Origin of the sequence: Haloarcula sp. 1CSR25-25 (genome assembly GCF_032027985.1) — an archaeon.
GTDB lineage: Archaea > Halobacteriota > Halobacteria > Halobacteriales > Haloarculaceae > Haloarcula.
In genome coordinates this window covers 37,265-50,881 of the sequence record NZ_JAHYBW010000013.1, presented here as the reverse complement: position 1 = coordinate 50,881, position 13,617 = coordinate 37,265, and the positions used below count along the sequence as shown (strand labels likewise).

The window sequence follows — 13,617 nt, the reverse complement described above, 5'->3', positions numbered from 1 at the left end:
GAACAACAAAGTAATGAGTACCTCCGATCAGCCACCGAGTGACCTTGAGTCCGTTCGGAAGCGGCTCAATGTTGTGACTCAGGAGACACGATTCGCGCTCCTCCAGGACATCCTTGGCCATCCGTCGGGACTACCGACGCTGAAGGAACTTGACTACGTCAATCCGAGCAAGAGTCGGACGACGATTCGCCAGCATCTTCAGCAGCTCGTTGATGCCGATATCGTTCAGGAAGTGCTCCTGCCGGAAGACCAGCGTCAGAATGACCTGCCATACAAGTTCTACGGGATTAGTAGCAGCGGTCGGCAGTTCCTCGAAGAGTTCAAACTCCTTCGGGCGCAGGATACACTCCGAGAGATCTACGACCGAGTAGAGAAAACAGACGATATCAAACGTTATGAGACGGCCCCGCGACCCGAGTAATGACGTGCTCTCTTTCACATCCTGTGTGGGTTTGCAGACAATCTTGATCACAAAATAGGGTTCCGGGTTTATCAACGGGGTCTTTCGAACGGTGGGATCAATTCGTCGATGAAGGTGGTGAGAAGCTCGTCGGGCTCATATTCAAAATCATCGGCTGGTGGTTCCCATAGTTCGACAGTAAATGCCGTCGCGTTTGTGGCATGTCCCTCAGTGGCCCTCACAATGAGAACTGCGCTTCGGTAGATCACGACTGTCTTATCATCATCGACATCGAGAAATTCGATTGCGGCTTCCTCAAGTGCCGCTCGGAGGTCTGCCGGTTCATCTAACGTACAGTGTTGGACCGGCTCGTCCTCACTTGTCATACTAACTATTACCGGGTGTTTGTACAAGTACCTCTGGATATCATATCTGACCGGTGAGTGATTACACCACCTTGCAAGTGTTACTCATGCCCCTCTCATTTACTGAATAAGGATTTGAACTGACGGGGGTTAGATAGCAGTAACACGAGTGATGTCATTGTCGAGCGCCTGTGCGTCTTCGGGCAGCAAGGCGACCACGAGATACTCAGCATAGTCTTCGAAGTAGTCGACAAGCTGAGCGATTCGGTCTGAATCGATCGCTTCCAGTGAATCCACCAGCATGAATGGCACCGTCTCATGAAGATCGTGGACGAGATAGCCTGCCAGTGCGAAAATCAGTCCTGTCACCTCTCGCTCACTCTCACTCAGATGTTCAATCGTATCCTCGTAGGCTGCTCCATTTTCCGTCGTCCTGACGATATGGAGGTCGAACACTGTCTTCTCGACTTTCCGTCGCCCCTCACGCACTGTCTGCTCGACACGTTCGATCCAGATCCGGTCGAGGTTTTTGTAGTCCAGAATCTCCAGCATCGCCTCCATATGCTCGTTGAATTCTTCGATCGCCTCGGCTTCGATCTGATCGATCTTTGTCCGCTCATCGGTCAACTGGTCACCCAACTCCTCACGTTCTTCTCGGAGCTCTTCGGCATGGTCCAGCATTTCCTCGATCTCTTCGATTTCCTCGGAGACGCCTTCGAGATCTGATTCGAGACTGTCGAGTTCGAACTCGAGTTGATTGGCTTCTTTGTGAAGCGAGAGCACCTCGTCGAAGTCCTCGGATTCAAGATCGTCGACCTCGGCTTCGAGTGATTCGACGTCGTTGGTGAGTGCCCCACGTTCGGATTTGAGCGATTCAAGTTGGTCTTCGCGGCTCTCAAGTTCAGTTTCGATGTCTGCGAGGTTGCGCTCGATTTCCTCACGCTGGTTCTGCTGTTGTTTGGCCTCGCGCTGAGTGGTTTTTAGATCCTCAAGTTCAGATTTGACTTCGTTAAGTTCCTGCATCAACTCCTGCCGGCGTTCTTGGAGACGTTCAATGGTGTCCTCAATCTGCTCGCGTTCGACCATAGAGCCACACGTCCAACACGTGAGTTCGTCGTCACCGTCAGCAAGCAGTTCGTCGGTTGGCGAATCGTTCGACTCGGACTGCTCGGCCACATCGAGCGTCTCGAGTACCTCGTAGTCCTCTTCTGCCAGTCGTTCTTCGTTGTACTGGATGAGGCTCTGGAGGTCCGATATTTGTGAATTAAGGGTTTGACGCGTTTCTCGGAGCTGTTCAATTTCAGTTTCGAGGTGTTGGTGATCTCCCATCGGCGTTTCGGGCAGGTCCGCAAGATCGGCCTCAAGGTCACTTCGCTCTTGTTTGAGTGACGTGATACTCTCGGTTTGGGTCTCGATCTGACGGCGCGTCGATTCAAGTTCTGAGCGCGTTGCGCGGAGTTCGTCGAGCTTCGCTTCTAACTCTTCCTGTTCCTGCCGACCTGTATCGATATCACGGTTACTTTTCTCTATTTTATCTTCTTTCTGCTCCAACTCGTCTTTTTTGTTCTGTATCTGTTCCTGTATCTGTGTTCGCTGTTGTTCAAGTTCAGGAATATCTGCTTGTCTATCCTCGATAGTAGATAGTTTATCATTTATCTCATCCTTTCTCTCTTCTAATTCGCGGATTCTATTTTTAATATCGCCGACATCGACGGGGCGCATGATAATCTCGCGGAGGTCGTCACTACGGGCGACTGACCGTCGCGCTTCGTTGGTTTCGAGGAGGAACGCGAAGAGCTCCGCAACTTCAGGATCGTCGAGATAGCCGTCGCCATCGAAAGAGACTGAATCACCTGTGCGGGTGAGTGTCCGTTTGTAGGTCTCGCCGTTGAGTGTGAGTTGAACGTGCCCTTCTTCGGCGTCGCCTTTGAGTGTCGCCTGATCGCTTCCCATGGCAGCCATGATGGATTGAAGAAACGATGTCCGGTTAGTCGCATTCTTACCTGTCAGAACGGTAACTCCTGGGGGAATCGAAACCTGGGTGCTATCGATACCGCCGATATTTTCGACCGAAAATTCTGCTATTTCAGATATGGATTCAGTGGTTGACATACATCCAATAAGAATCTCTATGTATTAAAATCTGTATGTCTGGTTCTCTGTGAGAGGGCCTACTTGTCTTTGTCAATCGGATCGAAGGCGTTCTCAGCAGCAGGAAACACCCCGTTTTGAACTTCATCCACATAGGATTCTACTGCATCAGATATTATCGAATTTAGGTCAGCGTACTGTTTCGAAAGACGGTATGATTCCTTGCTAAGACCTAACGCGTCTGTGATCACTAGTACTTGACCGTCCACATATCTCCCGGCTCCGATACCAATGGTCGGAATATCAACAGCTTCAGCGATCCGTTTCCCAGTTTCTTCGGTGACGGCTTCAAGAACCAGAGAAAAAGCTCCAGCCTCTTCGATTTGTTCTGCTGTATCAATAAGCGCCTCAACAGTGGTCGAATTCTCGTCTCCCCGACCTTGTACGTATCCACCGCCGATTTGATTCATCCGTTGCGGAGTTAACCCAATATGTCCCTGTACCGGCATTCCAAGCTCTGTGAGCCGATCAATTATTTCAATAGATGTTGTCCCGTGTGGCGGTGTTTCTAATTTCACCGCATCAGCCCCGGCCTCCTTGATAAATCGACCTGCGTTCTTGACTGACTCTTCCATAGAAGAACCGTATGACAGAAACGGCAGATCTCCTATTACCATTGCATTTTCAGCCGCCCGATCAACGGCTGCTGTATTCGATAACGCCTCCTCGAGGGTAATTTGAAGTGTGTCATCATACCCTAAGTGATTATCTCCAGCACTGTCTCCTACGAGAATCATATCCACTCCGCTATTATCGACTTGGCGAGCGATTGGAGCATCGTAAGCAGTCAGCATCGCTAGTTTTTCCCCATGTTCATACTTCTCGTGAATATCTGGAATTGTCATGCGACTCATAGGAGTCAGTCCGTGCGACTAGCCTTTAAATTTGGCAGATTTGCGATTGGGCTATTCGGCATGTATTATTTTCGTTTAATCTGACTTTATATGAGCACATATATAATGGAGTGTAAATAGTATCCGTATACCGTAAACAATATAAAGTGTTCTTTCTGATATGATATATCGCCACCGTAATCCATTGACTCGCGTACGTCTTTGGATTCACACTGTCATAAATATAGAAAGTACTGTACCCGTGCTAGTATTTAATCAAGAATGGAGAGGTTCTATCTCTCTTCGAAGACTATGTCAAGATGTTACAAACCATCACAATTGTACGTGTGTTATTTTATTAGCCGACGCGTATGCATTCGGCGGACTTGGGCGGTGATAAAACAGTAAAGGAATCCCGATGCCAGTCACAGCTGATGTATTGGATGCCGCTCACACTGGCTACGCTTGACAAACGAGGACCTGGATGAACAATAGTACCTCAGTTGCGCTCCGCTGCTGATATGCATACGGGTTACTACTTTTCTGGTTGATTATATGGCAGTGGATGGCTGTTAGCAGTTTGTATAAAAATATGTTTACGCTCATCTATTTCCTCGGTTAAACTGAAGACTCTGCGAGTATATTTATATTCATATTTAATCCACTTTATTTTTCCATAGAAAGCTTTGGTATTTCTACTATGTAAACGATTACCGTTTACTAAATAGTAGTGGAAGTATCGCTGCAACCGATTAATGGCTCATCTACTATCACATCGGTTAATCCAGAAATGGCAATATAGAATACGCTATATAATGTAACCCGTTAGTAGACAAGCTATCACGGTCTATGACGAAATTACTGATCAGGTTCCAGCAGATGTTCGGACATTAAATCGATTTGTTGCGGATGCAAAGCACCTCATCATAGCTGGCTTATTTGAGGTGGTTTTATCTCAACAGTGGGAGTACCTGGACTATGGCACGCGATACAGGTGCAGTTAGTCACTCACCTGTTGTCCGCGTCTCAGCGGACGCGGTAAGAGTGAACGACGAAACGGTGGTGACCACAGCCCGGAAGGCAACTGACGACATTCCAGTCCGTCGGACGGGTCCGTCCGGAATCGCACGGGACGAGCTACTTGTCTTAGCAACGCTTGGAGGGCGTACTGCGTTCTTTTTAGACCCATCACCATCGGATGTCCAAGCGGTTATCGGTGTATTAGCTGACGGTGACCTCCCTACTAAAGACGCAGACGCTGTCACCACGCATGAGCAACAGACTATGACTCTTCCCGTTCCGGAGACGGGGCCACTGTCTGTTGGATATCGACTCATTTTGGGTCCCTGTGGCTGGGTTGATCCACTCAACCCTGCTGAGCATACCTTCACTGCCACATCTTCGACGGCAGAACTGGCGGCAGATGTCGGTTTGCTTGGCCGTGGACGTGGGGACATGGCTACTAACAACCCAGTCGGTAACATGTGGGCAACCGCACGCACAACTGACAGTGACCCGGTTATTGTTGTTAACGCAAACGAAGCACGCGATGGACAACAGGTCGACAGAACACTGCTTGCTGCCACACCTATGACGGTCCTTGACGGCGTCGCAGCGGTCGCCGAGTACATTGGCGCCGAGGATGCTATTATCTACCTGAACGAGACAGACACACATCTCTCTCAGCACGTACAGAACGCTATCGACGCGGCCGCCGACGTACTCCCGGTGGTACCCAAACTGACGGCTGGCCCCGATGAATATTATACCGGCGAACCAACGGCGGCGCTTGAAGCGCTGGAAGGCGCGGATCGTATCGAACCCCGCCTCCAGCCTCCGACCCCGGCTGAACACGGTCTCTATGGTCGATCGACAGTCATCCATACTCCCCGAACCTTCGCTCACATTCACCGGATACTCGCTGACCCAGATATGTACGATTCCGACGCTACCGACCCAGGAACGCGACTTTTCACGGTCACCGGCGATGTGACTGCTCCGGTGATCATCGAACTGCCCTCTGAGAGTACCATCGCTACGGTGCGCAATGCCATCGATATGGAAGGAACATACAAAATGGCCTGTGTCGGCGGTATTCTCGGGGGCTTCATCCGTGATCTGGATATCACTCCGACCGCTCAGTCGCTGCGTGCCGCGGATCTCGGCACGGATGGTGTCGTAGAGTTGTTGAACGCTGACCGATGCGCGCTTGCGACAGCCGGTGAGCGCGCCCGGTTCGCCGCCACGGAGAACAGCGGCCGCTGCGTCCCCGGGCGTGAGGGGACGAAACAGCTCACCGAACTGCTACGTGACGTATACGACGGCTCCTTCGAGAGCGACAAGATACGCGAATTGGGACGGGTGATGCGCCAGTCGAGCAACTGCCAGATCGGCGCACACGCGCCACGGCCAGTAACCACCGCCATCGACGAGTTCGAACCCGAGTTCCGCGCTCACACGAACGGTCGCTGTCCGGCCGGCACCTGCACGGAGAAACTATGAGTACTGACAAATCGATCCCACGCGTTCCCGACCTACACGACCCACAGCCGGAGACGCCAGTCACCCAAGAGTTCGAGACCGGAACCGCAAACGACCCCGGCGTCGGAACGGATACCGGCGAACCGACGACGCTGACAGTCGACGGGGAGCCAGTCACCGTTGCCCCGGGCTCGACCATCATCGACGCGTTGCAGGACCTCGACGATGATATCGTCAGCGTCGACCCCGGTGCCGAGGGCGTCGAAGACGACGCCGATGTGCCGGCGCTGTGTTACTACGACCGTGAAGGCGACTGTAGCGACGAAATAGGCCCGCGAAGCGAGTGCCGGACCTGCATGGTCGAGACCGAACAGCACGGCCTCGTTCCGTCGTGCTCGTTCCCCGCCGAGGACGGTCTCACCGTCTCGACGGACACCCCAGACGCCCAAGAGGCCCGCAGCGTCAACCTCGACCTGGTGCTCTCGAATCACAACCTCCGGTGTACCACCTGCAACGGCAACGGCCGCTGTGAGTTGCAGGACGCCGCCATCAGCGAGGGCGTCGACCACCCCCGCTACGGTGTCTTCGACGAACGCGACCAGTACGAACCCATCGACGACACCTCCTCGTTCATCCAGATCGACCGCAACAAGTGCATCCTCTGTAACCGCTGTGTCGACGCCTGCAACGACGTCCAGGTCGAGGGCGTCCTCTGCATCGAGGGCCACGGCGAGGACACCCGTATCGGCTTCCAGTCCGACGCCCAGACCATGCACGACTCCGAGTGTGTCTCCTGTGGCCACTGCGCCACCGTCTGTCCCACCGGCTCGCTGACCGAGAAGGGTATCGGCGGCGCTGCAACGCTCCCGCTGCCGGGCTTCACCCAGCGCAACTCTATCGGGACCGTCATCGAACACGAGGACGCCGAAACTATCGACGACACCACCGCCCCCAACCGCGGATTCGAACCCGGCGACCCCAGGGCGGCGAAAGAGAAGACCGGCCTCGCCAGGTTTGCCTCGCAAGCCAAACGCCGGGCCGGCGACCTCGCCAAGGACTACGGCAAGAAAGCGTTCCTCGCCGGCGAACACACCGCCGAGAGCATCTCCGCGAACACGATGCCCGAAGGCCGCCTGTTCGACATCGCAAGCGTGGTCAGCGACTACCGCCTCTCGAAAATCGACAAGCAGGAGACGACCTGCGGGTTCTGTGCCGTCGGCTGTCGCTTCGAAATGTGGGGCAAGGACGGCGACTCGCTCGGCGTCGTCCCGGTCGACGACCCCGACGACGCGCCCGCGAACAACTTCTCGACCTGCGTGAAAGGGAAGTTCGGCCACGAGTTCGCCAACAGCGAGCAACGGGTCACCGAGCCGCTCATCCGCAACGACGACGGCGACCTCGAAGCGACGACCTGGGACGAAGCCCTCGATTACGTCGCCCAGCGCTTCACCGAGATTCAGGACGACCACGGCATCGACTCGCTTGGCTGTCTCGCCTCCTCGAAAGGCAGCAACGAGGAGGCCTACCTCGTCCAGAAGTTCGCCCGGCAGGTCCTTGGGACGAAAAACATCGACAACTGCGCCCGGCTCTGTCACTCCTCGACGGTCGCCGCGCTCCAGCAGACGCTTGGCTACGGCGCGATGACCAACCGCATCAACGAGGACATCGGCGAAGCCGACGCCTACCTCATCAGCGGCTCCAACACGACCGAATCCCACCCGGTGCTGGCCACCCGCATCAAACAGAACGTCCGCGAGGGGGCCGATCTGGTCGTGTTCGACCCGCGGAAGGTCGGCATCGCCGAACACGCCGACCAGTACACCCGGACCACCCCCGGCTACGACGTGGCCTGGCTCAACGGCCTGATTCGCTACATCATCGAGAACGACCTCCACGACGAGGCCTTCATCGAGCGCAACACGAAGAACTTCGAGGACGTCAGGGAGAAAGTCCAGGCCTTTACCCCCGAGAGGGTCGAGGAACTGGCGGGCGTCTCGCCGGAGGAACTCGCCTCGGCGGCCGAAACCCTCGCCGCGGCCGACAGCGTCGTGTTCGGCTGGGCGATGGGGATGACCCAGCAGAGCCACGGCACGGAGAACCTCATCGCGATGGCCGACCTCGCGCTCGTGCTGGGGCAGGTCGGCAAGCCCGGCGCGGGCCTCTCGCCGTTCCGCGGCCAGAACAACGTCCAGGGCGGCGGTGGCGACATGGGCACCCTGCCGGGGAGCCTCCCTGGCTATCAGAACCCGGCAGACGACGCGGTCGGCGAGAAGTTCGCCGACGCCTGGGGCGAGCGACCGCCCGAGGAACCCGGACTCAAAGTTCCGGAGATGCTCGCCGAGGCTCACGCGGGGAACCTCCGGGGGATGTACGTCGTCGGCGAGAACCCCGCCCTCTCGGAGCCGGACATCCAGCACGCCGCCGAGGCCCTGGAAGACCTGGAGTTCCTCGTCGTCCAGGACATCTTCATGACCGAGACGGCAGACTACGCCGACGTGGTGCTGCCCGCGGCGACTTCGCCGGAGAAACACGGAACGTTCACCAACACCGAGCGACGCATCCAGCGGGTCCGCCCCACGTCCGAGCCGCCGGGCAAGGCCCGCCAGGACTGGGAGATCACGCAGGCGCTGGCCCGTCGACTGGGCTACGACTGGGAGTACGACCATCCGCGGGAGGTCATGGACGAGATCAACTCCCTTGCGCCTATCTACGGCGGCGTCACGTACGACCGGCTCGAATCCGGCGACCAGCACGGCCTGCAGTGGCCCTGCTGGGACGAGGACCACGCGGGCACGCCGTACCTCTATGACTACGAGGACGGGGAGTTCAACTTCGAGGACGGAAAGGCCCGCTTCGTCCCCGCCGACGGCGGACACCCCGGCGAGATTCCGGACGAGGAGTACCCGCTGACACTTACGTCCGGGCGCGTGCTGTACCACTGGCACACTGGCCAGATTACCCGCCGCGTCGAGGGGCTGATGAGCCACGTCGGCGAGAGCTTCGTCGAGGTCCATCCCGAGACGGCCGAGAAACTCGGCATCAGTGACGGCGAGTACGTCCGCGTGGAATCCCGCCGGGGCGACATCGTCGTCAAGGCCCAGGTCACCGAACGGGTCGGCCCGGGGACGCTGTTCATCCCGATGCACTTCGCCGCGGGTGCGGTGAACAAGCTCACCGGCGAAACGTTCGATCCCACGGCCGGCATCCCGGAGTACAAAGTATCGAGCGTGCGGGTGGACGTACTGGGGCCGGAGACGGACGAGACGGTGCTTCAGACGCCGGACGCCGGCGGGAAACAGGTCCGGAAGCGAGGTGCGGGCGACGACTGACGAGCAATCACGCTTCATCTGTGATTTGGTTCACTGGACCGTCAACATCTCGCGTTGCGATCGTCTCGAATTCATCGCCAGGGTGGTGCCATCCCCAGACTAGGTCGGACGACCTGGGGCGAATTCAGGGCCTCTCACTTGCCGAATATCGTTGGTTTCGATGGCGCCATCGAGCGTGAGGCTCTGATTGGTCTGTGTGCCACTGTCGCCGCTGGCGGTCGTCCTGTCCCCCCGCTACCGCCGTTTCCACTGCGGCCGACGATCATGCCAGCGTCAGCGGTGCCACCGGTGACCCTGGAACTGGCTCCTACCCGTTGAGTCCTCCGTCGCTATCTTCTCCACCCTCAGAACTAAACGGTTCTAGGAGGTCCTCAATAGTGTACAGTTCACCGTCGGTCATCGTCATTTCCACGTTCATCGCGTTGTTGATGTCTTCCAGGGGATTGCCGTCGAGGAAGACCATGTCCGCGAGTTTACCCGACTCGATCGTCCCGAGGTCGTCTTCAACGCCCTGGTGTTTGGCTGCGAATCGGGTGGCTGTTAACAGTGCTTCGTGCTCGGAAAACCCGTAGGCCACCAGCGGGCGGAGGTTGGCATGCAGTTCCACGCCATTGAATGTCAGCGGCACGTCAGTTCCAGTGACGACCAGCCCGCCGTTGTCTACGATCCGCTTGGCCACACTCACGTTTCGACACAGACGGGAGGTGCAGTCAGGGTCATCTGGGCGCTCCTCGTTATTGGCGGTAGCCGCTAGCAGCCCCTCGCGGCGCCACGGCGGGAACAATTTGAGCCGCGGGTCATCCTCAACCTCTTCCCCGAGGATGAAACTGTCGTCGAAGAACGTCGTGACCGTCCAGCGCCGGTCGTCGGTCGAGTGGAACTGAACATAGTCGTCGTACGACTGGCCTGTCGCTGATTCCGCACGTGAGAACCCAAACCGCCCGTATTCGTCCATATGCGTTGTTCCGTTCTGGCCGAGCTGGATTCCTGGGGCGACGTAGTGGGATGCGGTTGGGACGCCGAGTTCATCGTGTGCGACATCTTGAACAGCATCCGTTCGCGTGGCGTTAAGACGTTCGTAGGTTTTCAAGAAGTCGTAGTCGAGCTCGATGGCTCGTGACATCTCCAGCTCGATCTGTTCGAGGCTCCTGGTTGTCCGATTCGTCGGGAACCTCGTCCGCGATCCGTCGATCAGTTCGCCAGTCATGAAGTACCGCGGTGCGACGCGCTCGTTGGCAGTGAACGCTTCGCGGTCGTGAACCCCGTGATAGACGAACGCCGCTCTGTCAACAGTCGTCGTCACACCGTACGCGAGGTTGACAAGTCCCTGCCGTGCACCAAACAACTCTTCGCTGTAGGTCTGGTGATTATGCGCATCCCACAGCCCGGGAATGACGGTGAGATCAGAGGCGTCGACGTACTGACCGTTCGGCGGCTCGGTATCCGTTTCCACGCGCTTGATCCGGTTGTTGACGATCTCGATGGTGACGTTCTCCTTTAGTTCTGCGTCTCGCCCGTCCCACAGTCCTCCGGCGTAGACGACCGTTCGGCCGGTCGGATACTGCCGGTGATAGTTCAGTCGGAGCGGAACCTCCTTGGTTTCGCTACCGTCACGGCGTACCTTTTTCAGTTGCCCATTGTTGAGGTAGAGCAACCACTCTGAGTCGCCGCTCCACGATGGTCCGTCGGTCGCCTCGTCCGTGAGTTCCCTGGCTGGGCCGTCGGGTAGACCGTCCTCAGTAACCGGCATAACCCGGAGTGTACTCTCGACGACAAAGGCCATGTACTCCCCGTTCGGCGACCACACCGGTCCGTCATTGTTCCTAGTCGCGACCGAGGCGAACTCCTCGCCAGGTGGATGAATCTCAGTCTCGCCGGAGTCAACATCGACCGTCAGGATTTGGTTCGTTCCAAAGCCGGTTCTCTCAGAGAACGTAATGTGAACCGTCATCGCGAGCGTCTCTCCGTCCGCCGACCATGTGGGTGCCCCCGGAGCGAACTGGGGACCCAGGATGTTACGAACCGCTCCGTCAGCTTCGACGGTGCCGTCGTTGATGCTCACGCCGATGGTAAACGTGGCACCGTCTTGATTCTGGAACGCGATTTCGGAACCGCTGGGCGACCACGCAGCCTTGATTGCTGCACCCTCACGCGATGTCACCCTGTGGTGGGATTCCGTTTTCGTGTCATATACGAAGATATCTTCCGTACCCGCTCTGTCTGAGGAATACGCCAGGTACCGGCCATTGGGATGCCAGGCCGGGGCTGTTTCGTAGTAGTGGTCTTCGGTAATGCGAGCTGGTCGCTTTCCTATCTCCATCACCCAAAGGTCGTTCAGGGCAATGAATGCAATCCGGTCGCCCTCCGGACTCAATGCGGGCGTCTGGACGCCCTTGACCGCCTCCTTGCCGCGATGATCGAACTCGTAGGATTTACGCTTGTAATCGAGCTCCGGCAGATCGAACGATATGGTGAAGGGAACCTCAGTGGTCTTATCGGACTCTCCATCCAGTTCTCTCGTCCGAATCTTGCCGTCCGCCGTGTACAGCAGTTCGTTTTCTGACAGCCAATTCGTGGGTAGCGGGAACACGTCTTCCCCATCGGTGACTTGTTCGCCGCCCACCATCAGGTGGGCCTCGCTCCCGGCGACGCGCACGTAGGCCAGGTCCCTACCCGGTCCCCACGATGGCGCCCGGAGGGTTTCCCCGTCCCCGGCGCTGTACAGCGTCCGGGACTCGCCGCCGTTGCTATCGATGGCTTTGATCGCGCTACCGCCGTTCGTGACGTAGGCAATCTCTGAGCCGTCAGACGACCACGTCGGGAGATAGTTGTCGGCGTCAGTGTCGGTTAGCTGGGTAATCTCACCGCTACCGACCTCAAGCGTCCAGATGTCGTAGCCCATCCCTCGGTCCGACGCGAACGCAATCATACTACCGCCGGGTGACCAATTCGGTTCTCTGTCATCCCAGTTAGGGTCGTCAGTTAGCTTTTCGAGATCGCTTCCGTCGGGTGCTATCGTATAGAGATCATAGACCCCATCGGCGTACCCTTGGAAGGCGACGCGATCGCCGTTCGGACTGTAGTTGGGATACGCTGGTTCCAACTCGACGTCAGTAATCTGTTCGGCTTCACCGCCATCCCCCGAAAGCCGGAATAGGATTCCGGCGTGGTCGATAATGATTGTCTCTCCGTCTGGCGAGGCGGTGATTGCGATATTTGTCCCTTCTGAAAGGGTGGTTTTGGCTGTCTCGGGTCTGTCAGCTTCTGCGAGAGCAGAGCCGGTACTGACGAGGCTGGACAAAGCTACACCACCGAGAATTCCTTTCAGGTGGTCACGACGGGTATGTGACAATCCATCTCGTTCGCCGTTGGCATCTTTGTGTGCCATACCCACACAGACAGGTGTGGGATAGGAAATAATCCCCCTTTACCCGGTCAATCAATTAAAAGTAGTGTATTCTAAACGTCAAGTATTTCTTGAATAAGGCGTTGTTGCCCGCGTCTGAGCCGTGTTGATATGGCTTGAGTCGAGACGCTGAACCTCTCTGCTATTTTTTCCATATTCGTCCGGCGTGGAATATCGAAATATCCCATTTCGAGAGCAGATAAGAGTGTCTCATGCTGTGTCTCGGTCAGCGTGTGCAGCTGAGTTTGTCTCCCTGTCGTGAGTTGGGCTTCATGATAGAGTTTCCGCAACTGGAATGGAATGCCGCGCTCTTCGCATCCTTCCCTATATTTTACTAAAGCATCCCTCGTAGGAAAACGTGCTCGCATATTGAGCCCTTCATAGGTACCAGCGGCGTCAAGCACGAGAATATTATTTTCGTAGACTAGCGGATAAGAGTGATCGGATTTCGCGCCTTTGACATGGGTAATACTGTAGAAACGGCGATCCTGTACTTGCGTCAGGAATTCGTACGTTTCGATATCGTCGTCATCCTGCAGCGCTGCTTCGAAAGTTTGGAAATCATCCCCCCATACCCAGATCATCACTTTCCCAGTGCCATCTGATTCAGTATAGACATCTGGATTCTGGATTTGCATATCTGGGACTTCTT

General features: G+C 56.4%; 8 protein-coding genes. 3 read left to right on the top strand and 5 right to left on the bottom strand.

All coding sequences use genetic code 11. The features are described from left to right. Window positions 1-13 precede the first annotated feature (13 nt). Window positions 14-421: a helix-turn-helix domain-containing protein gene (locus KZ498_RS23490; protein WP_312622037.1), complete on the top strand. Its 408-nt coding sequence runs from the start codon at window positions 14-16 to the stop codon at window positions 419-421. A 71-nt stretch (window positions 422-492) separates the two neighbouring features. Here KZ498_RS23490 and KZ498_RS23485 read toward each other — a convergent pair whose 3' ends face one another. The 3 genes from KZ498_RS23485 to panB all read right to left on the bottom strand — a co-directional run bounded on the left by KZ498_RS23485 (window position 493) and on the right by panB (window position 3,770). After that, window positions 493-786, bottom strand: coding sequence for a hypothetical protein (locus tag KZ498_RS23485; RefSeq protein ID WP_312622035.1), 294 nt, complete (start codon window positions 784-786; stop codon window positions 493-495). A 129-nt stretch (window positions 787-915) separates the two neighbouring features. Next, window positions 916-2,877: an archaea-specific SMC-related protein gene (locus tag KZ498_RS23480; protein WP_312622033.1), complete on the bottom strand. Its 1,962-nt coding sequence runs from the start codon at window positions 2,875-2,877 to the stop codon at window positions 916-918. 59 nt (window positions 2,878-2,936) lie between these two features. Further along, on the bottom strand, window positions 2,937-3,770 hold the full coding sequence (panB, locus tag KZ498_RS23475) for a 3-methyl-2-oxobutanoate hydroxymethyltransferase (protein ID WP_312622032.1): 834 nt from the start codon (window positions 3,768-3,770) through the stop codon (window positions 2,937-2,939). Window positions 3,771-4,727: 957 nt separating this feature from the next. Here panB and KZ498_RS23470 point away from each other — a divergent pair. Next, entirely contained in the window at window positions 4,728-6,251 is a 1,524-nt protein-coding gene (locus KZ498_RS23470) for an NADH-ubiquinone oxidoreductase-F iron-sulfur binding region domain-containing protein (RefSeq protein WP_312622108.1), read from the top strand. Beyond that, window positions 6,248-9,559 (top strand): formate dehydrogenase subunit alpha, encoded by a 3,312-nt coding sequence (gene fdhF / locus KZ498_RS23465; RefSeq protein ID WP_312622030.1) that lies wholly within the window; start codon window positions 6,248-6,250, stop codon window positions 9,557-9,559. Before KZ498_RS23470 ends, fdhF begins: the two co-directional genes overlap by 4 nt. A 307-nt stretch (window positions 9,560-9,866) precedes the next feature. On the opposite strand, the gene KZ498_RS23460 is transcribed toward fdhF, so the two are convergent. Next, the gene (locus KZ498_RS23460) at window positions 9,867-12,947 is read right to left on the bottom strand and encodes an amidohydrolase family protein (protein ID WP_312622029.1); all 3,081 of its coding nucleotides are present in this window, start codon (window positions 12,945-12,947) and stop codon (window positions 9,867-9,869) included. 71 nt (window positions 12,948-13,018) lie between these two features. Beyond that, window positions 13,019-13,603, bottom strand: coding sequence for a helix-turn-helix domain-containing protein (locus KZ498_RS23455; protein ID WP_312622028.1), 585 nt, complete (start codon window positions 13,601-13,603; stop codon window positions 13,019-13,021). Window positions 13,604-13,617 lie beyond the last annotated feature (14 nt).

Coding starts and splice junctions, on each gene's coding strand:
- KZ498_RS23490 (WP_312622037.1), top strand. CDS start 14: ATGAGTACCTCCGATCAGCCACCGAGTGACCTTGAGTCCGTTCGGAAG.
- KZ498_RS23485 (WP_312622035.1), bottom strand. CDS start 786: ATGACAAGTGAGGACGAGCCGGTCCAACACTGTACGTTAGATGAACCG.
- KZ498_RS23480 (WP_312622033.1), bottom strand. CDS start 2,877: ATGTCAACCACTGAATCCATATCTGAAATAGCAGAATTTTCGGTCGAA.
- panB (WP_312622032.1), bottom strand. CDS start 3,770: ATGAGTCGCATGACAATTCCAGATATTCACGAGAAGTATGAACATGGG.
- KZ498_RS23470 (WP_312622108.1), top strand. CDS start 4,728: ATGGCACGCGATACAGGTGCAGTTAGTCACTCACCTGTTGTCCGCGTC.
- fdhF (WP_312622030.1), top strand. CDS start 6,248: ATGAGTACTGACAAATCGATCCCACGCGTTCCCGACCTACACGACCCA.
- KZ498_RS23460 (WP_312622029.1), bottom strand. CDS start 12,947: ATGGCACACAAAGATGCCAACGGCGAACGAGATGGATTGTCACATACC.
- KZ498_RS23455 (WP_312622028.1), bottom strand. CDS start 13,603: ATGCAAATCCAGAATCCAGATGTCTATACTGAATCAGATGGCACTGGG.